This is a genomic window from Pseudomonas sp. KUIN-1 (assembly GCF_009176725.1).
Classification (GTDB): Bacteria; Pseudomonadota; Gammaproteobacteria; order Pseudomonadales; family Pseudomonadaceae; genus Aquipseudomonas; species Aquipseudomonas fragariae.
The window spans coordinates 429,868-456,809 of the sequence record NZ_AP020337.1 but is presented as its reverse complement, the minus strand read 5'-3'; the positions used below and the strand labels follow the sequence as shown (position 1 = coordinate 456,809).

Genomic DNA, 26,942 nt, shown 5'->3' with positions numbered 1-26,942 from the left:
TTGCGGCTTGAAGCTAACCGCTAGCAGCTGCTTTTACTGCGGATTCGCCCGAGTGCTGGACAGCAGCGATTTCAGGTTGGCAGCCTTGGGCTTGACCAGCCAGAAACGACGCAGGTAGTCGTCCAGGTTTTCCGCGATATTGCGGCCCCATTCGCTGTCGGTTTCCGCGACGTACTCGTTCAGGACGCTTTGCAGGTGAGTGCGGTATGCCTCCATCGATTCGCCGCTGATACGCTGGATCTCGACCAGTTCATGGTTGACGAGGTCAACGAAGGTGTTGTCCAGGTCGAGCACGTAGGCGAAACCGCCGGTCATGCCGGAACCGAAGTTGTAGCCGGTCTTGCCCAGTACGCAGACGAAACCACCCGTCATGTATTCGCAGCAATGATCGCCAGTGCCTTCAACCACAGTATGAGCACCGGAGTTACGCACGGCGAAACGCTCGCCTGCCGTACCTGCCGCAAACAGCTTGCCGCCAGTTGCGCCGTACAGGCAGGTGTTACCGATAATCGCGCTTTCGTTGGTCTTGAACGGGCTGCCCTTGGGCGGCACGATCACCAGCTTGCCAGCGGTCATGCCCTTGCCGACGTAGTCGTTGGCATCGCCTTCCAGGTACATGTTCAGGCCACCGGCGTTCCACACGCCGAAGCTCTGACCGGCAGTGCCCTTGAAGCGGAAGGTAACAGGTGCCTTGTTCATGCCCTGGTTGCCGTGCAGTCTGGCGATTTCGCCAGAGATGCGCGCGCCGATCGAACGGTCGCAGTTGCAGATATCCAGTTCGTAGTCGCCGCCGCTGAGCGACTCGATGGCCGGCTTGGCCATCTCCACCATCTTCTCGGCCAGCAAGCCCTTGTCGAACGGCGGGTTGCGATCCACCTGGCTGAACTGCGGTTTGTCGGCCGGAATATGGTCGCTGCCCAGTAATGGTGTCAGGTCCAGATGTTGCTGCTTCTCGGTTTCGCCCGGCAGGATGTCCAGCAGGTCGGTACGGCCGATCAGCTCTTCCAGCGAGCGAACACCCAGCCTGGCCAGCCACTCGCGGGTTTCTTCTGCCACGTAGGTGAAGAAGTTGATCACCATGTCGACGGTGCCGATGTAGTGGTCCTTGCGCAGCTTTTCGTTCTGAGTTGCAACGCCGGTGGCGCAGTTGTTCAGGTGGCAGATACGCAGGTATTTGCAGCCCAGCGCGATCATCGGCGCGGTGCCGAAACCGAAGCTTTCGGCCCCGAGAATGGCAGCCTTGATCACGTCCAGGCCGGTTTTCAGACCACCGTCGGTCTGTACCCGAACCTTGCCGCGCAGGTCGTTGCCACGCAGGGTCTGGTGGGTTTCGGCCAGCCCCAGCTCCCACGGTGCGCCGGCATATTTGATCGAGGTCAGCGGCGATGCACCGGTGCCGCCGTCGTAACCGGAAATGGTGATCAGGTCGGCGTAGGCCTTGGCGACACCGGCGGCAATGGTGCCGACGCCCGCTTCTGCCACCAGCTTGACCGACACCAGCGCCGCCGGGTTGACCTGCTTCAGGTCAAAAATCAGCTGCGACAAGTCTTCGATGGAATAGATGTCGTGGTGCGGCGGCGGCGAAATCAGCGTCACGCCCGGTACTGCATAGCGCAGCTTGGCGATCAGGCCATTGACCTTGCCGCCCGGCAGTTGCCCGCCCTCGCCCGGCTTGGCGCCCTGCGCGACCTTGATCTGCAGCACGTCGGCATTGACCAGATACTCGGGCGTGACGCCAAAGCGGCCCGTCGCAATCTGCTTGATCTTGGAGCTGCGCACCGTGCCGTAACGGGCCGGGTCTTCGCCACCCTCACCGGAGTTGGAGCGCGCGCCCAGGCGGTTCATCGCCTCGGCCAGCGCTTCGTGGGCCTCGGGCGACAAGGCACCCAGAGAAATACCGGCCGAGTCGAAGCGCTTGAGGATTTCGCTCAGCGGCTCGATTTCGTCGATGTTCAGCGGCTGATCGATTGTCCTGACCTGCAGCAGGTCACGAATCATCGACACCGGACGCTGGTCCACCAGCGAGGTATATTCCTTGAACTTGCTGTAGTCACCCTGCTGCACGGCAGCCTGCAGGGTGCTGACCACGTCCGGGTTGTAGGCATGGTATTCGCCACCAAACACGAACTTGAGCAGGCCGCCTTGCTGGATCGGCTTGCGCGGGCTCCAGGCTTCGGCGGCCAGCGCCTTCTGTTCGGCTTCGATGTCGACGAAGCGCGCGCCCTTCAGGCGGCTCGGCACGCCGCGGAAGCTCATGTCGCAGACTTCCTCGGACAGACCGATGGCTTCGAACAACTGTGCGCCACGGTAGGACGCAACGGTCGAGATGCCCATCTTCGAGAGGATCTTGAGCAGGCCCTTGGTGATGCCTTTGCGGTAGTTCTTGAAGACTTCGTACAGATCGCCCAGCACTTCGCCGGTACGGATCAGGTCGCCCAGCACTTCGTAGGCCAGGAACGGATAGACCGCCGAGGCGCCGAAGCCGATCAACACGGCGAAATGGTGCGGGTCACGCGCCGTCGCGGTTTCGACCAGGATGTTGCTGTCGCAGCGCAGACCCTGTTCGGTCAGACGGTGGTGAACCGCGCCGACCGCCAGCGAGGCGTGCACCGGCAGCTTGCCCGGCGCAATGTGTCGGTCGCTCAGCACGATCAGCGTATGACCGGCACGCACGGCCTCTTCGGCCTGATCGGCAACGTTGCGCACAGCGGCTTCAAGGCCCAGGCTTTCATCGTAGTTCAGGTCAATGATATGGCGTTCGAACCCTGGACGCTCCAGGTTCATCAGCGAGCGCCATTTGGCTGGCGAAATGACCGGCGAGCTGAGGATCACGCGCGAGGCGTGCTCCGGCGACTCCTGGAAAATATTGCGCTCGGCACCGAGGCAGATTTCCAGCGACATGACGATGGCTTCGCGCAGCGGGTCGATCGGCGGGTTGGTCACCTGCGCGAATTGCTGACGGAAGTAATCGTAAGGCGAGCGTACACGACGCGACAGCACGGCCATTGGCGTGTCATCCCCCATCGAGCCTACGGCTTCCTGGCCCTGCTCGCCCAGCGGACGCAGCACCTGATCACGCTCTTCGAACGTGACCTGGTACATCTTCATGTACTGCTTGAGCTGCTCGCTGTCGTAAAAAGCCGAACCATGGTCGTTGTCTTCCATGGTGGCCTGAATGCGCAGGGCATTCTTGCGCAGCCATTGCTTGTACGGATGACGCGACTTGAGGCGGTTGTCGATGGCATCGGTGTCGAGGATCTGACCGGTTTCGGTGTCCACGGCAAAGATCTGCCCCGGACCGACACGGCCCTTGGCGATGACATCTTCGGGTTTGTAATCCCACACGCCGATTTCCGACGCCAGGGTGATGTAGCCGTTCCTGGTCGTGACCCAGCGCGCCGGGCGCAGGCCGTTGCGGTCGAGCAGGCAGACCGCATGACGACCTTCGGTCATGACCACGCCCGCAGGGCCGTCCCACGGCTCCATGTGCATGGAGTTGTACTCATAGAACGCCCGCAGATCCGGGTCCATGGTCTCGACGTTCTGCCACGCAGGCGGAATGATCATGCGCACGCCACGGAACAGGTCGATGCCGCCGGTGACCATCAGTTCGAGCATGTTGTCCATGCTCGACGAGTCAGAACCCACGCGGTTGACCAGCGGGCCCAGCTCGTCCAGGTCCATCAGATCGTTGGTGAACTTGGTGCGCCGCGCCTGTGCCCAGTTGCGGTTGCCGGTGATGGTGTTGATCTCGCCGTTGTGGGCGAGGAAACGGAACGGCTGCGCCAGCGGCCATTTCGGCAGGGTATTGGTGGAAAAGCGCTGGTGGAACACGCAGATAGCGGTCTGCAGACGCTCGTCGCTCAGGTCCGGGAAGAAGGCCGTGAGGTCGGCCGGCATCATCAGGCCTTTATAAATGATGGTCTTGTGCGAAAAGCTGCAGATGTAGTGATCGGTATCGGCGGCGTTGGACACCGACGAGCGGCGACGCGCACTGAACAGTTTGATGGCGAATTCCTGATCGCTCAGGCCCTCACCGCCAATGAATACCTGCTCGATTTTCGGCAGGCGCTCCAGCGCCAGGCGACCCAGAACGCTGGTATCGATCGGCACCTGACGCCAGCCCACAAGATCCAGGCCTTCGGCGAGGATTTCACGGTTCATGTTTTCGCGTGCGGCGTCGGCCTTGGCGTCGTCCTGATTGAGGAACACCATGCCCACAGCATATTGGCGGGGCAGATCGACGTCGAAGTGTTGCTTGGCAATCGCACGCAGGAAGCCATCGGGCTTCTGAATCAACAGACCGCAACCGTCGCCGGTCTTGCCGTCGGCGTTGATACCGCCACGGTGGGTCATGCAGGTCAGGGCCTGAACGGCCGTCTGCAACAGGTGATGACTGGGCTCGCCCTGCATATGAGCGATCAGGCCGAAGCCGCAGTTATCCTTGAATTCATCTGGTTGGTACAGACCTGCTTTCATAGACACTTTCTCACCAGGCTGCCTCTATGCGAGGCAAATTTCCTTTTAATTCAACCAATTGCCTGTCACGCCGAACGTGCGCCAGCTTCGGACAGGCAAAACGGAGGTCATTGTACACAGCGACACAAGGGCTCACAAATTTAACGACGACTGGCTGATAATCAATGTCGCAATTATGAAAGTTTTAAAACGGGTCGCTGTGCTAGTCAAAGTATTTCTTCATGAATCTGACTGACGCGACGGGAGACTGTAAGGCGCTTGTAACGCAGACGCCGCAAGGCGCGGGCCGATAGGCCGCGCGCGCAGGCGGGTTAAGTCAGGCAGGTCGGCAAACGGCCCGGGTAGGGCCGCTGCGACTTCAACGAGTGGCGCCGAGCTCTTGTTGGACGCTGGCGACAGTACGAGGCCAAGGTTTACCAGCCTGAACCTTGGCTGGCAATACCTTGATGGCTGCCAGGGCGGCAGCGCGGTCAGGAAAGTTGCCGTACGTCACAACGTACAGCGGCTTGCCCTGCAGGGTTTTCTTGAAATAACGATACTCGCCACCCTGCTCTGCAACGTAGGCCTGGGCCGTCGCTTCGGAGCTGGTGCCGAGAATCTGCACCACGTAGTGGCTTGGAGCCTGGCTGCTGTACCAGCTACCGCCGGCAGCCGGTTTGGCGGCGGCCGCTGCCGGTTTTTCAGCCGGTTTGGCAGCCGGAGCCGGGGCAGGCTTGGCCGTAGCAACCTGAGTCTGCGCAGGTGCCGGCTTGGCCGCTGGCGCAGGTGCAGGTGCAGGTGTCGGCGCAGGGATGGACGAACGAGGCGTCTGCGCTGCGGCCTGACCTGCCGGAACACCGGCTGGAGGCGCAGTAGTGGTCACGGTCGGCGGCTGGGCAGGCGAACCTGTCGGCACGGCGTCTTCGTCGGAATCACTGGAACCGGCGGCTTCGGCCAGAGGACCGCGCATCACCGGTTGGTTGCCATTCATCGGCAACGGCATCGGCTGGGAATTGCCAGCGAATTCGATGGCCGGGCTGCCGTTGTTCGATTGTTGAGCAGTTGGCTTGCCTTCGCCCAGCGGCAGCTGCGCCTGAGCGGAAGCCGGGGCATTGGCGGGTGTACCCGTCTTGTCGCCGCGACCCGGGATCAGCACGGCTGCTGCCACGGCCACTATGACAACGGCACCCAAGGCCAATACGTGTTTTTTCGGCATTTTGAACCCCACACTTGGACGCTTGACCGCGGAACGACTCGCGATCATCGCCTCGATCATTGAATCGCGGGCTACCTGGTTGATTGCGCCAGGCCAGCCATCGGACTGTTCATGAATATCGGTGATCTGGTCGGCGGTGAACAACGCGATTCCCTGCCCTGCACCCTCCAGACGCTGAGCCAGATACTCCCGGGTTTCCTCTTCCGTATAGGGTTGCAGCTCGATGACGTGAAAGCGTTCGCCTTCGACATCGCCCTGCAGGTCGGCACACATCTGATCGAGACGATCGAGCAGCGATGGCTCTCCGAACAGGAATACATGCGGACGCCCTTCAGGCGTTCCCGCAGCAAGACCCAGCAACGCTTCGAGCGCCGAATCGCCAAGTTGTTCCGCATCGTCAACCAGCAGGTAGACTTCCTGACCGGTCAGCCCGAGCTGCACGACCTGCGACAGGATCGACTGCATTTCAGCCTGGGCGACGCTCAGCGCCTGCGCGACCTGCTGCAGCACGCCCGCAGCATCGCCGGCACCGCGCGCAGAAATCACGACACTTTGCACCGACTGCTTGTTGGTACTCGCCACCAACGCCTGGCGCAGCAGGGTCTTGCCGCTGCCCTGAGGCCCGGTGACCGCCAGCAGCAACTGGCTGTAGCGCGCCAGATGATGAAGCTGACCCAGCACAGGCTTGCGTTGGGCAGGAAAGAATTTGAAGCCAGGTACCCGCGCCGCAAAGGGGTCATGACTCAACTGATAATGGCCGAGGAAGGCCTCGTCGGCATGCAAACTAGTCATGGGGTTTCCGTTAACCTCTGAGCTGATCCACCAGGGCGCGATAATCCGCAACCAGAGTGGCCTGTAATACTTCTTTTGGATATTCGTCCGTGATAACCGCTTCACCCATCCGGCGCAACAGCACCAGACGCAAGCGACCGTCGATGACTTTCTTGTCGATCGCCATGTGTTCGAGGAAATTGTCTTGCGTCATGTCCTGCGGCGGCACGACCGGCAGCCCGGCACGCTGAAACAGGCGAATGCCGCGATCCCGCTCCTGCGTGCTGATCCAGCCCAGGCGCGAGGACATTTCCAGCGCCATGACCGTACCGGCAGCAACCGCCTCGCCATGCAGCCAGACACCATAGCCCATATGCGTCTCGATGGCGTGCCCGAATGTGTGACCCAGGTTCAATGTCGCACGAACACCGGACTCGCGCTCATCGGCGCCGACCACCAGCGCCTTGGCGGCGCAGGAACGTTCGATGGCCACGGTCAGCGCCGCCTGGTCCAGCCCGCGCAGTGCATCGACGTGCTCTTCGAGCCAGGTCAGAAAGGGTTCGTCGCAGATCAGGCCGTACTTGATGACTTCCGCCAGCCCGGCGGACAGCTCGCGCTCGGGCAGAGTATTGAGCGAGGCGGTATCGATCAGCACCACACTCGGCTGATAGAAGGCACCGACCATGTTCTTGCCCAGCGGGTGGTTGATGCCGGTCTTGCCGCCGACCGACGAGTCCACCTGAGACAGCAGCGTGGTCGGGATCTGGATGAAGTTCACGCCACGCTGATAGCAGGCGGCAGCGAACCCGGCCATGTCGCCGATCACCCCGCCACCCAGGGCGATGACCGTGGTACGACGATCATGACGGGCGGTCAGCAGGCCATCGAAAATGGTCTGCAGGGTCTCCCAGTTCTTGAACGCCTCGCCATCGGGCAGAACAATCGGCAGAACGTTGTAACCGGCCAGGGTTTGCGTCAGGCGTTCCAGGTACAGCGGTGCCACTGTCGTGTTGGAAACGATAGCCACCTGACGCCCGACGATATGCGGGGTCAGGAGCTCTGGCTGATCCAGCAGGCCTTCGCCAATATGGATCGGGTAGCTACGCTCACCAAGCTCGACCTTAAGTGTCTGCATGTGTCCCCACATTGATTACCGATTGGACGGTGTGTGCTTCAGCAGGTCATGACGCAAGGCCATGCACCGTCGCTGTTTTCCGGGCGTCGAGAATAGCGCATTTTCGCCTGCGCTTTAACGGGGAGGAAGCTCTGCCAGTCGCGCCAGTATCTCAAGAACCACCATTCGGGGCGGCCGCTCATCGGTTTCAATCACGATATCGGCGATTTCCCGATAAAACGGGTCACGGATGGCCAGCAACTCGCTCAGTACCCGGGCAGGATCGGCGGTACGCAGCAAAGGCCGATTGCGATCACGCGCGGTGCGCCCCACCTGTTGCTCGATCGAGGCGTGCAGATAAACCACGCGCCCGCCGGCGCGCAGTGCATGGCGATTTTCGCTGCGCATGACCGCACCACCGCCGGTCGCCAGAACCACGCCATCGGCGGCGCACAGCTCGGCAATCATGGCCTGCTCGCGATCACGAAAACCCGGTTCGCCTTCTTTGTCGAAGATCCAGGGAATATTGGCGCCCGTACGCAGCTCGATTTCCTTGTCGGAATCCTTGAACGGCAGTCGCAATTCTTTGGCAAGCAAACGGCCGATGGTGCTCTTGCCAGCACCCATCGGCCCCACAAGTATTAAATTTCGCACAAAATCAACGACTCACAGAAATCGCCTGGTTGTTCATGATACGCGGAGTCAAAAATACCAACAGCTCGGATTTGGACTCGGATACCACATCGCGCCTGAAAAGCCGGCCAAGATACGGTACATCGCCAAGAAATGGCACTTTATCGACAACTTTACTTTGCGTATTCGAGAACACACCACCGATGACGATGGTTTCGCCGTCGGAAATCAGCACCTTGGCGTTGACCTCGTTCTTCTTGATGGGCGGTACGCCCAGTACCGCATTCAGATAGTCCGGCTCGTCCTTGGTGACCTTCACTTCCATGATGATGCGGTTGTCCGGCGTGATCTGCGGCGTCACTTCAAGCGACAGGGAAGCTTCCTTGAAGCTCACGGTGGTCGCACCGCTGGAGCTGGATTCCTGGTACGGGATCTCCGTGCCCTTGAGGATCTTGGCGGTTTCCTTGTCGGAAGTGACCACCTTGGGCTGGGAGACGATTTCACCGTTACCGGTTTTCTCCATGGCACTCAGCTCAAGGTCCAGCAGCGTGTTGTTGGTCACGAAGCCCAGGCCTATGCCGGTCGTCGCATCAGCAGCGCCCAGGTCCACGAACGGCACGTTGGAGGTCACACTGCTGCCAGTGTTACCGGCCTCGTCGCCGTTATTATCCAGCCCGTAGGTTGTCCATTTGCCGCTGCCGCTGGTGTTGGTAGACCCGCCCCAGCGTACCCCGAGCTGCTTGTTGTAATCGACGTTGGCCTCGACGATGCGCGCCTCGATCATCACCTGGCGTACCGGGATGTCCAGTTGCGACACGATACGACGCAGTTCGTCGAGTCGTTCCTGGGTCTGGTAGGCAATGATGTTGTTGGTCCGGTCGTCCACCGTGATCGAGCCGCGCTCGTCGGCCTTGGACTCGGCGCTGGTCACGGACTGGAACAGCTTGGCGATGTCGGCTGCCTTGGCGTAATTGACCTGCAGCAGTTCGCGGCGCAGGGGCGCCAGCTCGGCGATCTGTTTGAGTGACTCCAGCTCCTGACGCTCGCGGGCGGCAATTTCATCAGCCGGTGCGACCAGCAGAACGTTGCCAACCTTGCGCTTGTCCAGGCCCTTGGTTTTCAGCACCAGATCCAGCGCCTGATCCCATGGCACATTCTGCAGACGCAGGGTGATACCGCCCTGGACCGTATCACTGGCCACCAGATTGAGGTTGGTGAAGTCGGCAATCAGCTGCAGCACCGAACGCACATCGATGTCCTGGAAGTTCAGCGACAGCTTTTCACCGGTGTACACCGGCTTGTCGGCAGCGCGGCGGTCCAGATCCTCGTTGGTCAATGGGCGCACGCTGATCGTCAGCTTGTTTTCGGTCTGGAACGCCGAGTAGTCGAAGGCGCCCGACGGCTCGATCAGAATGCTGGCCTTGTCACCTGTCGCCGAAGCACTGACGAACTGCACCGGCGTGGCGAAGTCCTTGACGTCCAGGCGGACGCGCAGCGGTTCGGGCAGCTGGGTCTTGGCGAAGTCCACGCGGATCTTGCCGCCCTGCTCCTGAATATCCGGGGCAATGCTGGGGTTGCTCAGGTCAATGACCACATTGCCTTCACCCAGCTCGCCACGCTGAAAGTCGACATTCCTGATGGCCTTGACGCCAGCGGGGATGAACGGCTTGGCGGATGCCGGTGTGGGCGGTGGCACCGCGACCCGTTGCGCGCCCATCGCGGTAGTCGGCTGGGAGGCTTGCGCGGCGCCGGCACCCTGGCCGATGACCACGAACAGGTTGTTGCCATCGACGCGGGAGCTGTACGGCGAAAGCGTGGTCAGGTTGATGATCACCCGGGTACGGTCCTGAGCCTGTACCACGACCACACTGCGCGCATTGCCGGTGCCCAGGTCACGACTTTTGGTCGCCAGCTGGCTGGTAACACCCGGCAGGTCCAGCGCAATGCGCGCCGGTTGCGAGGTGGTGTAACCGCGCGGTGCAGGCACCGGGGCGTCGAATGCCAGCTTCAGCTCGATGCGGTCACCCGGCAGGGCGGCGACATCCAGGGTCTTGAGGTTGGCAGCCTGGAGAACCGGCGACAGCATCGCGATGCATAACGACACGCCGATAATCGAGAGAATCCGGGTCATGATCAATTTCCGTTGAGCGCTACTGTGCATACTTGGCCTTGCCCACTTCATGAGCGTTCTTTGAGGGCGATCGTGCGCGGCCTTTCCAGCCACGCCCCCTCTCCATCAGGAACAATTTCGATGACATCAACCTGCGCGTCGCCGATCGACACTACCCGGCCGTTGTTACGCCCCAGATAATCGCCCACCTTGACGCGATGAACACCTCCGGCACCGCGCAGCAGGGCAAATGTCCCTGACTCGTTGCCCATCGTGCCGACCATCTCGAACGACTCGATATTGAAGCCTTCAAGGAACTGTTTGACCCGGTGTTCGTCCGGCGCCACCAGCCGTGACCCCTTCTGGCGGTTGAGCAGGTCGATCTTGACCGGCGGCTGAAAGGGACTGCGCAGCGTGGAGGCGTTGTAGGTGAACGCCTCATACGGCCGAAACTTGGGCAGCGGCTCGATGTTGCCACTCGGGCGGGCTCTGGCCTGATCCATGAATTCAGAAAGATCGGCAAAATCATTGTCATTACCGCAACCGGCCAGCCCTGCCAGAACCACACTGACGCACAGCAATCGCGCCGCCCTCATTTCTTCAGCCCTTCATCGTTGTAGCGGTAGGTCTTGGCCAGAATGCTCATGCGCAACTTGGTCGGCACCTTGGGATCGACCGGCTTGATCTCGAAATCATGCAGCGTGACGATGCGCGGCAGGCTGGCGACGCCGCTGACGAAGGTCGCCAGGTCGTGATAACCACCGACCACGGTGATCTGTATCGGCAGCTCGATGTAGAACTGCTGGGCCGCCTCGGGCAGCAGCTTGATTTCCTCGAACTCGAGCCCGCTTCCCAGTCCGGTGCGGGTGATGTCCTCAAGCAGCCCAGGCACTTCGGTGTCGCTGGGCAATTGCCGCAGCAGGGCACCGAAGGTGTTTTCCATTTCTTCCATCTGCTTCTTGTACGGCTCGAGGTTGGCCGCCTGGAAGGCCTTGTTGGAGAACTGCTCCTTGAGCGTCACCTCGCTGCCCTGCGCGCTTTCCAGCTGGGTTTCCAGATCCTGGATAAAGAAGAAATAGCCCAGAGCGAAAATCATGACCGCGACCAGCACCCCGGCAATGGCCTTGATCGCCGCAGGCCATGAACCGAGATTGTTCAGGTCCAGTTCGCTCAGATCGACCTTGCGCAGCCCTTCCAGCCATTCGGACATATTCATGGCTTGGCTCCTGCGGCAGCGGCAACCGGTGGCTGCGTCTGGCGTACGGTCAACTGAAAGACGTTGGCCTGATCCACAGCACCGGCGGTCGTGGCCTTGACCTCGGTCAGGCTCGGCGCTTCCAGCCAGTCGGAAGCTTCAAGATTACGCATCAGGTCGGAAACCCGGTTGTTCGACTCGGCAGCACCATTGATGGCGATCAGCTTGTCGGTCATTTTGACCTGCGAGTAATAGACGCCATCCGGCAGGGTCCGCGCCAGTTGATCGAAGACGCGCCCGGTGATCGGGCGGTTGCCTTGCAGGTCCTGAATGATCTTCATGCGCTCGAGCAGTTGCTTGCGACGGGCCTTGAGGTCGCTGATCTCCTTGATGCGGATATCGAGCTGGGCAATCTGTGTCTGCAGAAACGCATTGCGTGCCATCTGATGCTCGAGGGCGTTGCTGACGTACCGATCGATCAGAAACAGAATGCCGACTGATACCACCAACACGCCGACCAAGGCAGTCAGGAAGCGTTTCTTTCGTTCTTCGCGAAGCTCTTCGCGCCACGGTAATAAGTTGATCCGCGCCATCAGTCGAAACTCCTCAACGCCAGGCCACACGCGATCATCAGCGCCGGCGCATCACTGGCCAGGGCGCCGGCATTGACCTTGGAACTCAGGGCCATGTCGGCAAACGGGTTGGCGACCATGGTCGGAGTGCCGATGCGCCGCTGGATCAGATGCTCCAGCCCTGAAATCGAAGCCGTGCCGCCTGCCAGCATGATGTGATCCACGGAGTTGTATTGACCGGCCGCAAAGAAGAACTGCAGGGAGCGGGAAACCTGCTGCACCAGCGCTTCCTTGAAGGGGTCGAGCACCTCGCTGACGTAGTCGTCGGGCAAGCCGCCCTGCTTCTTGGCAAGCCCGGCTTCCTCCATGGAGAGCCCGTAGCGGCGCTGAATTTCGTCAGTCAGCTGGCGCCCGCCAAACAGCTGCTCGCGGGTATAAATGATCCGGCCATGATGCAGCACGCTCAGGGTGGTCATGGTGGCGCCTATATCGACCACGGCCACCGTCAGCTCGTCATGACCGTTGCCCAGTTGCGCGGCCAGCAGTCCGAACGAGCGCTCGAGGGCGTAGGCCTCGACATCGACCACGCGCGCGGTCAGCCCGGCCAGCGCCAGGGCTGCCTCGCGCACTTCGACGTTCTCCTTGCGGCAGGCAGCCAGCAACACCTCGACGCGTTCGGGATTGCGCACCGAATAGCCCTGCACTTCGAAATCGATGGCGACTTCTTCCAGCGGATAGGGGATGTACTGGTCAGCTTCAAGCTTGAGCTGGTTTTCCATGTCATCGTCGGAAAGACCGGCGTCCATCTCGATGGTCTTGGTGATCACCGCCGAACCGGCCACGGCAACCGCCACGTTCTTGACGCTGGTCTTGGCCTTGGCGAGCACGCGAGACAACGCCTGCCCGACCCCTTCGAGTTCGGCAATGTTCTTTTCGACGACAGCGTTGGCCGGCAACGGCTCTACTGCGTAAGACTCGACCTTGTAACGGGTGCCGGAACGACTCAATTCCAGGAGTTTTACCGAGGTGGAGCTAATATCGATCCCTAGAAGGGTGTTGGCCTTCTTACTGAAGAGTTCGAACACAACCTGATTCCTATGAGTTTCCGTCACTTACGGAGTTATTTCGGGCCAACGTCACTGTCGACAGCCTTGACAGTAGCGCAAATCACGCGTGGGGACGAAAAATGCTTATAATGCCCAGCGTTTTTTTCATTTAACAAAGCTTCAAGGCATGTTCATTTGTAAATGCCTGCGCTTAACCCATTATTTTTTCTGGAAATCCAAAAGCCTTGATACGCCTGCTGAAGTTTTTCTGGTGGTCCCTCGTCGCGGTATTCTGCTCGCTGTTGCTTGGCCTGAGCGGCGCGTTTCTTTACCTGAGCCCGACCCTGCCCTCCGTTGACGCGCTGCGAAGCATTCAACTGCAAATCCCCCTGCGCGTGTTCACCAGCGACGGCAAGCTGATTGCCGAGTTCGGTGAAATGCGCCGCACGCCGATTCGCTTCGCGGAAATCCCGCCCAATTTCATCAACGCACTGCTGTCGGCCGAAGACGACAACTTCGCCAACCACTACGGCGTCGACCCGGGCAGCCTGATGCGCGCCGCCACTCAACTGGTCAAGAGCGGCCATATTCAGTCAGGCGGCAGTACCATCACCATGCAGGTCGCGAAAAACTTCTTCCTGACCAGCGAGCGCAGCTTTTCGCGCAAAACCACCGAGATCCTGTTGGCCTTGCAAATCGAGCGCCAACTTACCAAGGACGAGATTCTCGAGCTGTACGTCAACAAGATTTATCCGGGTAACCGCGCCTACGGGATCGAGGCAGCGGCGCAAGTCTACTATGGCAAATCGATTCGCGATGTAAGCCTTGCGCAAATGGCCATGATTGCCGGTCTGCCCAAGGCACCGTCACGCTTCAACCCGTTGGCCAACCCGACCCGTGCCAAGGAACGTCGCGACTGGATCCTCGGCCGCATGTATCGTCTGGGCAAGATCGACCAGGCCGCTTACCAGGCAGCGCTGAACGAACCGCTCAACGCCAGCTATCACGTGCCGACGCCGGAAGTGAATGCGCCGTACATCGCTGAAATGGCGCGGGCAGAAATGGTCGGCCGCTATGGCAGCGAGGCCTACACAGAAGGCTTCCGCGTCACCACGACGGTGCCGAGCGACCTTCAGGAACACGCCAACAAGTCCATCCAGCAAGGCTTGATCGATTACGACCAGCGCCACGGCTACCGTGGTCCGGAAAGCCGATTCCCGGGCATGACCCGCGCCAACTGGGTACAGGAACTGACCAGGCAGCGCATGATCAACGGCCTCGAGCCCGGCATCGTGACCCAGGTCGACAAGACCGGTCTGCGCGTTCTGACCCACAACGGCGAGAAGGAAGAAACCGTAGACTGGGCCACCATGAAGTGGGCGCGGCCTTACCTGAATACCAACAGCCTGGGCGCCAATCCGAAGCAGCCGGGTGACGTTGCCAAGGTCGGCGACCTGGTTCGTCTGCTGCGCCAGGACGATGGCTCGCTGAAATTCAGTCAAATTCCCGTCGCGCAGAGCGCACTGGTATCGCTTGATCCGCAGAACGGTGCCATTCGTGCGCTGGTCGGCGGCTTCGCGTTCGAGCAGAGCAACTACAACCGTGCCATGCAGGCCAAACGTCAACCGGGCTCCAGCTTCAAGCCGTTCATCTACAGCGCTGCGCTGGATAACGGTTACACCGCTTCCAGCCTGGTGAACGACGCGCCTATCGTCTTTGTCGACGAATACCTGGACAAGGTATGGCGTCCGAAAAATGACACCAACACCTTCCTCGGGCCAATCCGCCTGCGCGAGGCGCTGTACAAGTCTCGTAACCTGGTATCGATCCGCTTGCTTCAGGCCCTCGGCATCGACAGCACCATCGACTACATCACCCGCTTCGGCTTCTCCAAGCAGGACTTGCCGCGCAACCTGTCGCTGGCACTGGGTACGGCGACACTGACCCCGATGGAAATCGCCACCGGCTGGGCAACCTTCGCCAACGGCGGTTACAAGGTCAGTCCTTATCTGATCCAGACCATCGAGAACCGTGACGGCCAGACCCTGTTTGTCGCCAACCCGCCAAGCGTTCCGGCCAATGACGTCAACACCGCGCCCAATACTTCGACCTTTGCGGTACATGACAGCCCGAGCGTCGTTGCGGGTCCACCGGGCGCACCCGCCCAGCCGCAAGCGCCTGCCGTTGCCGAGCGCATTGTCGATGGCCGCACCACGTACATTCTGAACAGCATGCTGCAGGACGTGATCAAGCGCGGCACCGGGCGCCGCGCGCTGTCCATGAACAGACCGGACATCGCCGGCAAGACCGGTACCACCAACGATTCCAAGGATGCCTGGTTCTCCGGGTATAACGCAGACTACGTGACGACGGTGTGGAGTGGTTTCGATCAGCCTGAAAGCCTTGGCCGTCACGAATTCGGCGGGACGGTCTCGCTGCCGATCTGGATGGACTACATGAGCGCCGCGCTCAAGGACAAGCCACCGCATCAGCAGGCCGAACCGCCAGGCATTCTCAGCCTGCGCGTCGACCCATTGAGTGGCCGCGCCGCTACGCCAAGCACGCCGAACGCATTCTTCGAGCTGTTCAAAAGCGAAGACACACCACCAAGCGTCAACGAACTGGGCGGCAGCAGTGCACCGGGCAGTCCGTTGCCAGCGGATGAGTCAGCGCCGATCGATTTGTTCTGATAGCACTGCGCGGGCTTGTGACACGGAGCGTCACGAAAGGCATTGCCACGCTGGAGCGTGAGGAACGATAGTCGTCAGTCAGATCACCATCCTGCCCATGCTCCGCCCTGACGGTTATACGCAGGTCCCGTGGGAGCCAACTGTCTTTCATCATCCCCCGATGAATGGGCATTTTATAATGCCATCGCGGATAGATTCCGCGATGGCAGGCAAAGCCCGCCCCCATTCAAACCGCATGATCACGCCATGGTGTTCCGTCGCGCACCATGGCGTTCAGGCGTATCAGCAACACCCGCATGCAGGCCACCAGGGCCACTTTCGCGCACTTGCCCTTGGCACGCAGCCTCGCATACCGGCCTCTTCGCGAGCAAGCTCGCTCCCACAAGATCTTCACACGCCATAAAATCTTCAGGGGCAGTTATCTCCCCGCTGCCCCGCCTGCCGGTCAGGTATACACCGCACTTGTGGGAGCGAGCTTGCTCGCGAAGAGGCCAGTTCAATCCCTGAAAATGCCCCACAAGTGCAGGGTATCCAAGGCATAAAAAAACCCCTGCATCGCTGCAGGGGTTTTTTATTGGCTCAGGGATCAGCCCTTGAACACGTCATCCACGCTGGTCAGCGGGTAGTGCTTCGGATAAGGCAGGGTGGCAACGCCGCTTTCGATGGCGGCCTTGGCCACTGCATCGGCGATCAGGCCCAGCAGGCGCGTATCCATTGGTTTCGGGATGATGTACTCACGACCGAATTCCAGTTTGATGCCGCCGTAGGCGTCGCTGACTTCCTGTGGCACAGGCAGCTTGGCCAGTTCGCGCAAGGCGTTGGCCGCAGCGATTTTCATTTCTTCGTTGATGCGCTTGGCGCGAACGTCCAGAGCACCGCGGAAGATGAACGGGAAGCCCAGCACGTTGTTGACCTGGTTCGGGTAGTCCGAACGGCCAGTGGCCATGATCACATCGCTGCGCGTGGCGTGAGCCAGTTCCGGGGAGATTTCCGGATCAGGGTTCGAGCAAGCGAACACGATCGGGTCCTTGGCCATCAGCTTGAGGTTTTCAGCGCTCAGCAGGTTAGGGCCGGACAGGCCTACGAATACGTCAGCGCCATCCAGTGCATCGGTCAGCGAGCGCTTCTCGGTAGCGTGAGCGAATGCAGCCTTGTACTGGTTCAGGTCGGTACGGCCGGAGTGGATAACGCCGGTACGGTCGACCATGAAGATGTTTTCGATCTTCGCGCCCATGCTCACCAGCAGCTTCATGCAGGAGATGGCTGCAGCGCCAGCGCCCAGGCAGACGATCTTCGCCGATTCGAGGGTCTTGCCGACGATTTCCAGTGCGTTGATCATGCCGGCCGCCGTCACGATAGCGGTGCCGTGCTGGTCATCATGGAAAACCGGGATGTCGCACTGTTCGATCAGCGCCTTCTCGATTTCAAAGCACTCAGGCGCCTTGATGTCTTCCAGGTTGATGCCACCGAAGGTGATGGAGATACGCTTGACGGTGTCGATGAACGCCTGCGGGCTTTCGGAATCGACTTCGATATCGAAAACGTCGATACCGGCGAAGCGCTTGAACAGAACGCCCTTACCTTCCATGACCGGCTTGGAAGCCAATGGCCCCAGATCGCCGAGGCCGAGAATCGCGGTGCCATCAGAAATAACTGCTACCAGATTGCCTTTGCCGGTGTACTTGTAAGCCAGCTCGGGGTCACGGGCAATTTCACGCACGGGTTCAGCAACGCCAGGGCTGTAGGCCAGAGCCAGGTCACGAGCGGTTGCGGTCGGCTTGGTGAGTTCGACGCTCAGCTTCCCCGGACGAGGATTGGCATGGTATTCGAGCGCGGCAGTTTTCAGATCTGACATGTATTGGATTCCGCTTTTTTTACTGTGGGACAGACGGACCGCCGAGGATACGCAAGATGCATAGTCCTAACAAGACTGGCCAGTCACTGCTGTCAATAGGCACAGGCTTAGACTTTAGCTTAGAGGCCTGATACGTGAACACTCGGTCACGCTCGTCGGATCACTGGCCTGGAGGGCGCTTCTAACGGCGGGGAGGGCTCAGCATGGCGGGATGGGTCAGTGGCAGCAGCCAGCGGGACTGCCCGGCTTTCAGGCCCGCGCGCCGGGAGCGGTCGACTACCCAGCCACGCGCTTCGACCTGCTGCCCTTCGAGGCGCTGGAGCATCGCCGTATCGAACGCATTCAGGTGGGCAGGCGCGACACGCAGGACCAGCGAGCCCTGCAACTCGATCCAGATACCGCCGCGATTGCGCTGCACACGCCTGACCTGACCGGACACAATCGCGAACCCGCCTGTGCTCAGCCGGGTCGAGGACTGCACCGGCGAATTGCGCCACACACCCAGCCGCGCCTCACGTGCCTGACGCTCCGCGCCCTGCTGGCAAGCGACCAGCCTGACATTGGGCGCAACGGCCACCAGATAGCCCAGACCTTCACTCAGCAACTGCGCCTCGAGGTTGGCGCCCTTACGGTCATAGACGTTGGCCAGCGTGCGGCCGTAATGATCCTTGCCCTGCTGGCCGATACGCAGCCTGACCTTGCCGCCGCTTTCATTCACCAGCGTCTGCAAGCGCTTTTTCGCCGCCTCGGCAAACGGTTCGGCCGACCGGCCTTTCCTGCCGGTTTCAGGCGTATTGAGCCCGATCATTCGCACACTGCGGCCATCGGTCAGCTTTAACGTGTCGCCGTCGACCACACGCTGCACCTGTGCAATCGGCAACGAGGCAGGTGCGGGGCAGAAGGCCTGCGCAGCGGACACCCAAATCGCGGGCATAAAAAAGACGCCCACAAGGAGCGCCTTTTCAAGCAGCCTGGAGATGCCCATAGGGCAGCCAGTCTTACTTCGCTTTGGTTGCGCCGAACGCACCGAAACGGGATTTGAACTTGTCGACACGGCCGCCAACGTCAAGCATCTTCTGCTTGCCGGTGTAGAACGGGTGGCACTCGTTGCACACGTCCAGGCTCAGAGGAGCGGCCAGGGTGGAACGGGTCTTGATGACATTGCCGCAGCTGCAGGTAGCGTCAATGGCTTCGTAAACTGGATGGATATCAGCTTTCATCGGTACTTCCTCGGTCTAACGCGCCGCCACCCAACACTATTGTTGAATACCGCACGGAAATAGGCTGCGGATAGTACCAGACAATTGCAACGACGCAAGCGAACCTTCACACCGGTCGTCTGCTAAGATCGCGCCTCCGTCATCACTTATCACCACAGGGAAACACCGCGTGCCCGACGCCATCCTGCGCCTTGCCCTGCCCTCGCCGCTTCGCCGCCTGTTCGACTACCGCGCCCCTGCGGGCGTGTCGCGCAGCGCCTTGCAGCCGGGCATGCGTCTGCGAGTGCCGTTCGGACGTCGGGAAATGATCGGCATTCTGGTGGAAGTGGTCGATCACAGCGAAGTACCCGCCGACAAGCTCAAGCCGGCAATCGCCCTGCTCGACAGCGAAGCGCCGCTGCCGCCCGCGCTGTTCAAGCTGTGCCTGTGGACCTCGCAGTACTACCAGCACAGCCTCGGAGACACACTGAGCTGGGCCTTGCCGGTGCTGCTGCGTCAGGGCGAACTGGCCGAAAGTCGCCAGGAGCGCTTCTGGCATGTGGCCCCGGGCGCCAGCGTCGACGATCCGCGCATCGCCCGCGCGCCCAAGCAGCGCGAAGCCCTGACCACCCTTGCCCAGCACCCGCACGGAGTGGCGCATCAACTGCTCAGCAAGCTGATGCTTAACAGGGACAGCCTCAACCTGTTGCTGGCCAAGGAGCTGGTGTACGTCGAGGTCCGCAGCCATGCGCCCAGCGCACGCCATGAACACTGGCTGGCCCAGCCTGAATTGCCACTCAACACCGAACAACGCGCCGCTTACGAAGCGATCCGCGCCGGATTCGACAGCTTTCATGCGTTTCTGCTGGCAGGTGTCACCGGCAGCGGCAAGACCGAAGTCTATCTGCAACTGATCCGCGAAACCCTCGAAGCCGGCAAGCAGGCGCTGGTGCTGATCCCGGAAATCAACCTCGGCCCGCAGACCCTGGCGCGCTTCGAGCAGCGCTTCAATGCGCGCATTGCGCTGGTCCACTCGGCGGTCAACGACCGCGAACGGCTGGACGCCTGGCTGGCGGCTCGCGATGGCGAGGCGGACATCATCATCGGCACGCGTTCGGCGCTGTTCACGCCGATGAAAAACCCCGGCCTGATCATCATCGACGAAGAACACGACGGTTCCTATAAACAGCAGGAAGGTCTGCGCTATCACGCCCGCGATCTGGCACTGGTGCGGGCGCGTCAGGAAAACATTCCGATTGTCCTGGGCTCGGCCACGCCGTCCCTGGAAAGCCTGCACAACGCCTACACCGGCCGCTATGGCCTGTTGCGCCTGAATCAGCGCGCGGGCGGCGCACAACAGCCACGCTTTATGCGCCTGGACGTCAAGAGCCGACCGCTGGACAGCGGCATCTCCGGGCCCATGCAGCAGGCCATCGGCCAGACGCTCGCGGCAGGCCAGCAGGTTTTGGTGTTCCTCAACCGTCGCGGCTTTGCGCCAACTTTGCTGTGCCACGACTGCGGCTGGATGTCCGGCTGCCAACGCTGTGATGCACGCATGACCGTGCACCAGCGCTCGGGCGAACTGCGCTGCCATCACTGCGGGTATGTCGAGCGCGTACCGCGTCAGTGCCCGTCGTGCGGCAAGGTGGATTTGCGCCCGGTAGGCGCCGGCACCGAGCGCGCCGAAGAGCGCCTGGCGATTCTGTTTTCGGACTACCCCGTGCTGCGTGTCGATCGCGACAGCACGTCGCGCAAGGACGCCATGAACCAGCTGTTCACGACGATCCAGCGCGGTCAGCCGTGCATTCTGGTCGGCACGCAAATGCTCGCCAAGGGCCATCACTTTCCCCGGGTCACGCTGGTCTCGATTCTGGACGCCGACGGCGGGCTGTTTTCCGGCGACTTCCGCGCCAGCGAGCGCATGGCGCAACTGATCGTGCAGGTGGCAGGCCGTGCCGGGCGCGCCGAAGAGCCTGGCAAGGTGATCATCCAGACCCACCTGGCCGACCATCCGTTGCTGATCCAGCTGACCGAGCAGGGTTATTTCGCCTTTGCCGAACAAGCCTTGAGCGAGCGCCGTTCAGCGAGTCTGCCACCGTTTTCACACCTTGCACTGCTGCGCGCCGAAGCGCACAAGCCGGGACAGGCCGAGGCCTTTCTCGATCAGGCCTGCAGCGATGCCGAGCAACTGGTTGCGCAAATGGCGCTGGGCGGCATAGAGCTGCTGGGCCCGGTTCCGGCCCCGATGGAACGCCGCGCCGGGCGTTATCGCGCGCAACTGCTGGTGCAGTCCAGCGCCCGCGCGCCACTGCATAAATTGCTTGCCACCTGGCTGCTCGCACTGGAGCAAATGCCCAGCGGTCGACAGGTCAGATGGTCGCTGGATGTGGATCCCGTGGATCTTTATTAAGTCACGCCGTTGGCAAGCAGGCTTGAGCAACGGATAATGCGGAGTTTTTCCACCCGCGCATCGAAGCGCCACCGCGCTTGCGGTCGAAGAGAGCACCATGAAAGACACGATTCGCCAGCTGATTCAACAAGCCCTGACCCGTCTCGTCACCGAGGGCGTCTTGCCAGAAGGGCTGACGCCGGCGATTCAGGTGGAAAACGCCCGCGACAAGACGCACGGCGACTTCGCCAGCAATATCGCGATGATGCTCGCCAAGCCTGCCGGCATGAAACCGCGCGATCTGGCTGAAAAACTGATCGCCGCACTCCCGGCCGACGAGCAGATCAGCAAGGTCGAAATTGCCGGGCCGGGCTTCCTGAACTTCTTCCAGAACACCGCCGCGCTGGCCGCACGCCTCGACGCTGCCTTGGCCGACCCGGAAAAACTGTCGGTCCGCAAGGCGGGCGCTGCACAGCGCGTGGTGGTCGATCTGTCGGCACCCAATCTGGCCAAGGAAATGCACGTTGGGCACCTGCGCTCGACCATTATTGGCGACGGCGTAGCGAACGTTCTCGAGTTTCTCGGTGACACGGTCATTCGCCAGAACCACGTGGGCGACTGGGGCACCCAGTTCGGCATGCTGCTGGCCTATCTGCAGGAAAAGCCGGCGACCAGCGACGAGCTGTCCGACCTGGAAAACTTCTACCGCGCCGCCAAGCAGCGCTTTGACGAGTCCGAAGAGTTCGCCGAGCGTGCCCGTGGCCTGGTGGTCAAGCTGCAGGCCGGCGATGCCGAATGCCTGGCGCTGTGGACGCGTTTCAAGGACATCTCGCTGTCGCACTGCCAGGAGACCTACGAGCGCCTCAACGTCAAGCTGACCCCGGCCGACGTGATGGGCGAAAGCGCCTATAACGATGACCTGGCCAATGTCGTCAACGACCTGAAAGCCACGGGCCTGCTGGTCGAGAGCAATGGCGCACAATGCGTGTTTCTCGAAGAATTCCGCACCGCCGATGACACGCCGTTGCCGGTCATCGTGCAGAAGGCCGGTGGCGGTTATCTGTATGCCACCACCGACCTGGCAGCGATCCGCTATCGCAGCAAGGTGCTCAAGGCCGATCGCGTACTGTATTTCGTCGACCAGCGTCAGGCCCTGCACTTCCAGCAGGTGTTCGAAGTGGCGCGCCGCGCCGGTTTCGTGCATGACGGCATGCAGCTCGAACACATGGGCTTCGGCACCATGAACGGCGCCGACGGCCGCCCGTTCAAGACCCGTGATGGCGGTACGGTCAAGCTCATCGACCTGCTTGATGAAGCCGAAGAACGTGCCTACACGCTGGTCAAGGAAAAGAACCCGGAAGTCGCCGAAGCGGAATTGCGCAGCATTGCCAAGGCCGTGGGCATCAGTGCGGTGAAATACGCCGACCTGTCCAAGCACCGCGCCAGCGATTACAGCTTCAACTTCGATCAGATGCTCAGTTTCGAAGGCAACACCGCGCCCTATCTGCTGTACGCCTACACCCGTGTGGCCGGCGTGTTCCGCAAGCTGGGCAGCGCGTTTGACGCCAGCAAGGGCCAGATCGTCCTCGCAGCGCCGCAGGAACAGGAACTGGCCGCACGTCTGGCGCAGTTCACCGAAACACTGAACAACGTCGCAGAAAAAGGCACACCGCACGTACTTTGTGCTTACCTGTATGACCTTGCGGGTCTGTTTTCGAGCTTTTACGAAAACTGCCCGATCCTTGGTGCGGAAAACCCCGATCAGCAACAGAGCCGTCTGCGCCTGGCTGCACTGACCGGCCGCACCCTCAAGCAAGGCCTGGACCTGTTGGGTCTGGAAACTCTGGAGCGTATGTAAGTTGGCAGTTGCGAAGAAGAAACCGGCACCCAAGCGGGGCGCCAGCCGTTACCAGGCACCCGCGAAGAAGCCGATTCCAGGATGGTTGTGGCTGGCGATTGGCTTGACCGTGGGCGCATTCGTGGTCTTTTTGATGAAGCTCGAACCCGGTGGCGATGACGTCAAGCGGGTCAGGGCAGACGCCAAGGCTGCAAAGATCGCCGAAGCGAACAAGACACCGCCAAGCCCTACGGCGCCGGTCAAACCCAAGTACGACTTCTACACATTGCTGCCGGAATCGGAAGTGATCGTGCCGAACGAGGCCGTGCCGGAAAAAACCCCGCCTCCTGTGGCACCGACAGCACCGGTCTCGCCGGAACAGGCAGCCAAGATCGACACGGCACGCGCCCAGGCAGCCCTCAGCGGCCTGACGCCTCCGCCGGCGCCACCGGTTGCGACCACCAAGCCGGCAGCGGTGACGACGTTCTTCCTGCAGGCGGGCTCGTTCCGCAAACAGGCTGACGCCGAGAAAGTCCGCGCGCAAATCATCCTGCTGGGCCAGACCTCTACCGTCGAGTCGGGCACCGTCAAGGATGAAACCTGGTATCGCGTACTGGTCGGCCCGTTCAGCAACCGCGAACAACTGACCACTGCCCAGAAACAACTGGCAAGCGGCGGATTTAGTAACCTGTTGTTGCAACAGCGCCAGAGCCGCTAGCCAAAGCGCCGCTGTTTCCGTGCTCATCGCGTGTTTTCGATGAGTACGGAGAACGGAGCTTCTGCCCGAAGGGCGTAGGAGCGGACTTGTCCGCGATCTGCCGGGAACCGGCAGCAAAACCAGCCGCATCGGCGTATCAGACCCAGCCGAGGCAGCCTGTTTGGGGGCCGCTTCGCAGCCCATCGCGGACAAGTCCGCTCCTACGCCCGTTGGGCAGAATCAAAACGGCCTTCTGTCCGCTACAAAAACCGGGAGATCGCGGACAAACGAAGCGTCGCCCGGTCCGCTTATAGGGTTGGGACAAGAATCATACGGTCATTCCCCTCGATTCATCCCCAAGGTTGAAATACTCACCCACACCCCCATATGAGTTTGCATCAGGGCATTTTCGCCCCGCAGTGTGGAGACTCTCCCTTGACCACCATCGTTTCAGTGCGCCGCCACGGTAAAGTCGTCATGGCTGGCGACGGCCAGGTTTCTCTGGGCAACACCGTCATGAAAGGCAACGCCAAGAAGGTACGCCGCCTGTATCACGGTGAAGTGATCGCCGGATTCGCTGGCGCGACCGCCGATGCATTCACGCTGTTCGAACGCTTCGAGGCCCAACTGGAAAAACACCAGGGGCATCTGGTTCGTGCAGCCGTCGAACTGGCCAAGGACTGGCGCACCGATCGCTCACTGAGCCGCCTCGAAGCCATGCTGGCCGTCGCCAACAAGGACGCCTCGCTGATCATCACCGGCAACGGTGACGTGGTCGAGCCCGAGGACGGACTGATCGCCATGGGCTCCGGCGGCGCATTCGCTCAGGCCGCGGCACGCGCCCTGCTGCTCAAGACCGACCTGTCGGCCCGCGAAATTGCCGAGACTTCCCTGCATATCGCCGGCGACATTTGCGTGTTCACCAACCACAACATCACCATTGAGGAGCAGGACCTCGCCGGCTAAGCCGCTGCCGGGCCGCACATCTTGCGGCCCCATCGACTTGACCGTACCAGAGGACCGTGAATAACCATGTCAATGACTCCCCGCGAAATCGTCCATGAACTCAACCGCCATATTATCGGCCAGGACGATGCCAAGCGCGCCGTGGCCATTGCCCTGCGCAATCGCTGGCGCCGCATGCAGTTGCCGGAAGAGCTGCGTGTTGAAGTAACCCCCAAGAACATTCTGATGATCGGTCCGACCGGTGTCGGCAAAACCGAAATCGCCCGTCGTCTGGCCAAACTCGCCAACGCGCCGTTCATCAAGGTCGAAGCCACCAAATTCACCGAAGTGGGTTATGTGGGGCGTGATGTAGAGTCGATCATCCGTGATCTGGCCGATGCCGCGATCAAGCTGCTGCGCGAACAGGAAATCGTCAAGGTGCGTCACCGTGCCGAAGATGCTGCCGAAGAGCGCATTCTCGACGCCCTGCTGCCGCCGGCCCGGGTCGGCTTCAACGAAGACCCGGCGCAGAGCAGCGATTCCAATACCCGTCAGCTGTTCCGCAAGCGTCTGCGCGAAGGCCAGCTGGATGATAAGGAAATCGAGATCGAGATCAACGAAGCCGTTGGTGTCGATATCTCCGCGCCGCCTGGCATGGAGGAGATGACCAATCAGTTGCAGAGCCTGTTTGCCAACATGGGCAAGGGCAAGACCAAGAGCCGCAAACTCAAGGTCAAGGAAGCGCTCAAGCTGGTACGCGAAGAAGAAGCTGGCCGCCTGGTCAATGAAGAAGAGCTGAAAGCCAAGGCGCTGGAAGCGGTCGAACAACACGGCATCGTATTCATCGACGAAATCGACAAGGTGGCCAAGCGTGGTAATTCGGGCGGTGTCGACGTGTCCCGTGAAGGCGTGCAGCGCGACCTGCTGCCGCTGATCGAAGGCTGCACCGTGAACACCAAACTGGGCATGGTCAAGACCGACCACATCCTGTTTATCGCCTCGGGCGCGTTCCATTTGAGCAAGCCGAGTGATCTGGTCCCCGAGCTGCAAGGCCGTCTGCCGATCCGCGTCGAACTCAAGGCGCTGTCGCCGCAGGACTTCGAGCGCATCCTCAGCGAGCCGCATGCGTCGTTGACCGAACAGTACCGCGAGCTGCTCAAGACCGAAGGCCTGAAGATCGAGTTCAAGCCTGAAGGCATCAAGCGTCTGGCCGAGATCGCCTGGCAGGTCAACGAGAAGACCGAGAACATCGGCGCCCGCCGCCTGCACACGCTGCTTGAGCGCCTGCTCGAGGAAGTCTCGTTCAGCGCCGGTGACCTGGCCATCAGCCCTGACGCAGCGCCGATCGAGATCGACGCGGAATACGTCAATAGTCACTTGGGTGACCTGGCAGAAAACGAAGACCTGTCGCGTTATATTCTCTGAAGCTGCAAGCTATTAGCTGCAAGCTGCAAGCGGTTGTTCACGCTTGCAGCTTTTTGCTTCTGCCCGACGCTTAAAACCCGAGACTGCAGCCATGCCCGCTCTGCCCACTGCCATCCAGTTGCACAAGGCCTCCAAGACCCTGACGCTGAAATACGCGCCGGATGAGGAATACCATTTGCCCGCCGAATTTCTGCGGGTGCATTCCCCTTCTGCCGAAGTTCAGGGCCACGGCCGGCCGATCCTGCAATTCGGCAAACTGGGAGTCGGCCTGACCAAGGTCGAGCCCGCCGGGCAATATGCGCTGAAACTGACCTTCGATGACGGTCATGACAGCGGCCTGTTTACCTGGGAATACCTGTACGAACTGGCTACACGCCAGGCATCGCTGTGGGAAGACTACCTGCAGGAACTCGAAAAAGCCGGCAAGTCCCGCGACCCTTCCGAACACGTCATCAAACTGATGCTCTGATCCGCCTGCAGGTGTCCGCATGAACACCATCGTGCCCATGCTCCGCGTGGGCATGCCGTTCTGGACGCTCTGCGTCCTCCCTGAGCAGGTGGCGCGGCGTTGGTCTGTGACGCGGAGCGTCATGAAATACATTCCCACGCTGGAGCGTGAGGAACGATAGGTGCCCGCAAGAACATCATCGTGCCCATGCTCCGCGTGGGCATGCCGTTCTGGACGCTCTGCGTCCTCCCTTGAGCAGGTGGTGCGGCGCGGATTTGTGACGCGGAGCGTCACGAAAGGCATTCCCACGCTGGAGCGTGAGGAACGATAGTCGTCAGCCAG

The 26,942-nt window shown here is 61.0% G+C and carries 20 protein-coding genes and 1 pseudogene; 8 read left to right on the top strand and 13 right to left on the bottom strand.

Going from position 1 to position 26,942, the window contains the following annotated elements; genetic code table 11:
* Positions 1–33: 33 nt before the first annotated feature.
* From gltB to KUIN1_RS02205, 9 genes are all read right to left on the bottom strand, one after another.
* Positions 34–4,479 carry a glutamate synthase large subunit gene (gene gltB, locus KUIN1_RS02255; RefSeq protein WP_060409222.1) on the bottom strand — a complete coding sequence of 1,482 codons (4,446 nt, stop codon included), beginning with the start codon at positions 4,477–4,479 and terminating at the stop codon, positions 34–36.
* 358 nt (positions 4,480–4,837) lie between these two features.
* Positions 4,838–6,466, bottom strand: coding sequence for an SPOR domain-containing protein (locus tag KUIN1_RS02240; RefSeq protein WP_152091804.1), 1,629 nt, complete (start codon positions 6,464–6,466; stop codon positions 4,838–4,840).
* Between the two features lie 10 nt (positions 6,467–6,476).
* Positions 6,477–7,580, bottom strand: a complete 1,104-nt coding sequence (gene aroB, locus KUIN1_RS02235; RefSeq protein ID WP_003403032.1) for a 3-dehydroquinate synthase — start codon at positions 7,578–7,580, stop codon at positions 6,477–6,479.
* A 114-nt stretch (positions 7,581–7,694) separates the two neighbouring features.
* Positions 7,695–8,213, bottom strand: a complete 519-nt coding sequence (gene aroK / locus KUIN1_RS02230; protein WP_011266378.1) for a shikimate kinase AroK — start codon at positions 8,211–8,213, stop codon at positions 7,695–7,697.
* A gap of 4 nt (positions 8,214–8,217) precedes the next feature.
* Positions 8,218–10,323, bottom strand: coding sequence for a type IV pilus secretin PilQ (pilQ, locus tag KUIN1_RS02225; protein WP_003403035.1), 2,106 nt, complete (start codon positions 10,321–10,323; stop codon positions 8,218–8,220).
* Positions 10,324–10,370: 47 nt separating this feature from the next.
* On the bottom strand, positions 10,371–10,898 hold the full coding sequence (pilP, locus tag KUIN1_RS02220; protein ID WP_024651857.1) for a type 4a pilus biogenesis lipoprotein PilP: 528 nt from the start codon (positions 10,896–10,898) through the stop codon (positions 10,371–10,373).
* Positions 10,895–11,518, bottom strand: coding sequence for a type 4a pilus biogenesis protein PilO (gene pilO, locus KUIN1_RS02215; protein WP_003403037.1), 624 nt, complete (start codon positions 11,516–11,518; stop codon positions 10,895–10,897). The genes pilP and pilO overlap by 4 nt, the downstream gene beginning before the upstream one ends.
* Complete coding sequence (locus KUIN1_RS02210; protein ID WP_003403038.1) at positions 11,515–12,090, bottom strand: PilN domain-containing protein; 576 nt, start codon at positions 12,088–12,090, stop codon at positions 11,515–11,517. Before KUIN1_RS02210 ends, pilO begins: the two co-directional genes overlap by 4 nt.
* A complete protein-coding gene (locus KUIN1_RS02205; protein WP_003403040.1) occupies positions 12,090–13,154 on the bottom strand; it encodes a pilus assembly protein PilM in 1,065 nt (354 codons plus the stop codon). Before KUIN1_RS02205 ends, KUIN1_RS02210 begins: the two co-directional genes overlap by 1 nt.
* A gap of 209 nt (positions 13,155–13,363) precedes the next feature.
* Between KUIN1_RS02205 and KUIN1_RS02200 the strand changes: the two genes are divergently transcribed.
* Entirely contained in the window at positions 13,364–15,805 is a 2,442-nt protein-coding gene (locus KUIN1_RS02200; protein WP_442963288.1) for a penicillin-binding protein 1A, read from the top strand.
* 226 nt (positions 15,806–16,031) lie between these two features.
* On the opposite strand, the pseudogene KUIN1_RS27875 reads toward KUIN1_RS02200, so the two are convergent.
* The 4 genes and pseudogenes from KUIN1_RS27875 to rpmE form a co-directional block, all read right to left on the bottom strand.
* Positions 16,032–16,166: pseudogene (locus KUIN1_RS27875) on the bottom strand (IS110 family transposase); the annotation flags it as partial.
* A 225-nt stretch (positions 16,167–16,391) separates the two neighbouring features.
* The gene (locus KUIN1_RS02185) at positions 16,392–17,660 is read right to left on the bottom strand and encodes a malic enzyme-like NAD(P)-binding protein (RefSeq protein WP_011266374.1); all 1,269 of its coding nucleotides are present in this window, start codon (positions 17,658–17,660) and stop codon (positions 16,392–16,394) included.
* A gap of 181 nt (positions 17,661–17,841) precedes the next feature.
* A complete protein-coding gene (locus KUIN1_RS02180) occupies positions 17,842–18,645 on the bottom strand; it encodes a thermonuclease family protein (protein ID WP_057457309.1) in 804 nt (267 codons plus the stop codon).
* Between the two features lie 13 nt (positions 18,646–18,658).
* Positions 18,659–18,880: a 50S ribosomal protein L31 gene (gene rpmE, locus KUIN1_RS02175; RefSeq protein ID WP_003403048.1), complete on the bottom strand. Its 222-nt coding sequence runs from the start codon at positions 18,878–18,880 to the stop codon at positions 18,659–18,661.
* 169 nt (positions 18,881–19,049) lie between these two features.
* On the opposite strand from rpmE, the gene KUIN1_RS02170 reads away from it, so the two are divergent.
* The 7 genes from KUIN1_RS02170 (at position 19,050) to KUIN1_RS27805 (ending at position 26,781) form a co-directional block, all read left to right on the top strand.
* On the top strand, positions 19,050–21,269 hold the full coding sequence (locus tag KUIN1_RS02170; RefSeq protein WP_152091802.1) for a primosomal protein N': 2,220 nt from the start codon (positions 19,050–19,052) through the stop codon (positions 21,267–21,269).
* Between the two features lie 97 nt (positions 21,270–21,366).
* Positions 21,367–23,106 (top strand): arginine--tRNA ligase, encoded by a 1,740-nt coding sequence (gene argS, locus KUIN1_RS02165; RefSeq protein ID WP_003403053.1) that lies wholly within the window; start codon positions 21,367–21,369, stop codon positions 23,104–23,106.
* A gap of 1 nt (position 23,107) precedes the next feature.
* Positions 23,108–23,803 carry an SPOR domain-containing protein gene (locus KUIN1_RS02160; RefSeq protein ID WP_003403056.1) on the top strand — a complete coding sequence of 232 codons (696 nt, stop codon included), beginning with the start codon at positions 23,108–23,110 and terminating at the stop codon, positions 23,801–23,803.
* A 414-nt stretch (positions 23,804–24,217) separates the two neighbouring features.
* The gene (gene hslV / locus KUIN1_RS02155) at positions 24,218–24,748 is read left to right on the top strand and encodes an ATP-dependent protease subunit HslV (RefSeq protein ID WP_003392345.1); all 531 of its coding nucleotides are present in this window, start codon (positions 24,218–24,220) and stop codon (positions 24,746–24,748) included.
* Positions 24,749–24,814: 66 nt separating this feature from the next.
* Positions 24,815–26,152: an ATP-dependent protease ATPase subunit HslU gene (gene hslU / locus KUIN1_RS02150; protein WP_003316641.1), complete on the top strand. Its 1,338-nt coding sequence runs from the start codon at positions 24,815–24,817 to the stop codon at positions 26,150–26,152.
* A 91-nt stretch (positions 26,153–26,243) separates the two neighbouring features.
* Entirely contained in the window at positions 26,244–26,621 is a 378-nt protein-coding gene (locus tag KUIN1_RS02145) for a gamma-butyrobetaine hydroxylase-like domain-containing protein (RefSeq protein ID WP_003316640.1), read from the top strand.
* A gap of 19 nt (positions 26,622–26,640) precedes the next feature.
* Positions 26,641–26,781, top strand: coding sequence for a hypothetical protein (locus KUIN1_RS27805; RefSeq protein ID WP_178112638.1), 141 nt, complete (start codon positions 26,641–26,643; stop codon positions 26,779–26,781).
* The last annotated feature ends 161 nt before the right edge of the window (positions 26,782–26,942 follow it).

Coding starts and splice junctions, on each gene's coding strand:
- aroB (WP_003403032.1), bottom strand. CDS start 7,580: ATGCAGACACTTAAGGTCGAGCTTGGTGAGCGTAGCTACCCGATCCAT.
- pilQ (WP_003403035.1), bottom strand. CDS start 10,323: ATGACCCGGATTCTCTCGATTATCGGCGTGTCGTTATGCATCGCGATG.
- argS (WP_003403053.1), top strand. CDS start 21,367: ATGAAAGACACGATTCGCCAGCTGATTCAACAAGCCCTGACCCGTCTC.
- pilO (WP_003403037.1), bottom strand. CDS start 11,518: ATGAATATGTCCGAATGGCTGGAAGGGCTGCGCAAGGTCGATCTGAGC.
- KUIN1_RS02210 (WP_003403038.1), bottom strand. CDS start 12,090: ATGGCGCGGATCAACTTATTACCGTGGCGCGAAGAGCTTCGCGAAGAA.
- rpmE (WP_003403048.1), bottom strand. CDS start 18,880: ATGAAAGCTGATATCCATCCAGTTTACGAAGCCATTGACGCTACCTGC.
- KUIN1_RS02180 (WP_057457309.1), bottom strand. CDS start 18,645: ATGGGCATCTCCAGGCTGCTTGAAAAGGCGCTCCTTGTGGGCGTCTTT.
- KUIN1_RS02240 (WP_152091804.1), bottom strand. CDS start 6,466: ATGACTAGTTTGCATGCCGACGAGGCCTTCCTCGGCCATTATCAGTTG.
- KUIN1_RS27805 (WP_178112638.1), top strand. CDS start 26,641: ATGAACACCATCGTGCCCATGCTCCGCGTGGGCATGCCGTTCTGGACG.
- pilP (WP_024651857.1), bottom strand. CDS start 10,898: ATGAGGGCGGCGCGATTGCTGTGCGTCAGTGTGGTTCTGGCAGGGCTG.
- hslU (WP_003316641.1), top strand. CDS start 24,815: ATGTCAATGACTCCCCGCGAAATCGTCCATGAACTCAACCGCCATATT.
- gltB (WP_060409222.1), bottom strand. CDS start 4,479: ATGAAAGCAGGTCTGTACCAACCAGATGAATTCAAGGATAACTGCGGC.
- KUIN1_RS02185 (WP_011266374.1), bottom strand. CDS start 17,660: ATGTCAGATCTGAAAACTGCCGCGCTCGAATACCATGCCAATCCTCGT.
- KUIN1_RS02145 (WP_003316640.1), top strand. CDS start 26,244: ATGCCCGCTCTGCCCACTGCCATCCAGTTGCACAAGGCCTCCAAGACC.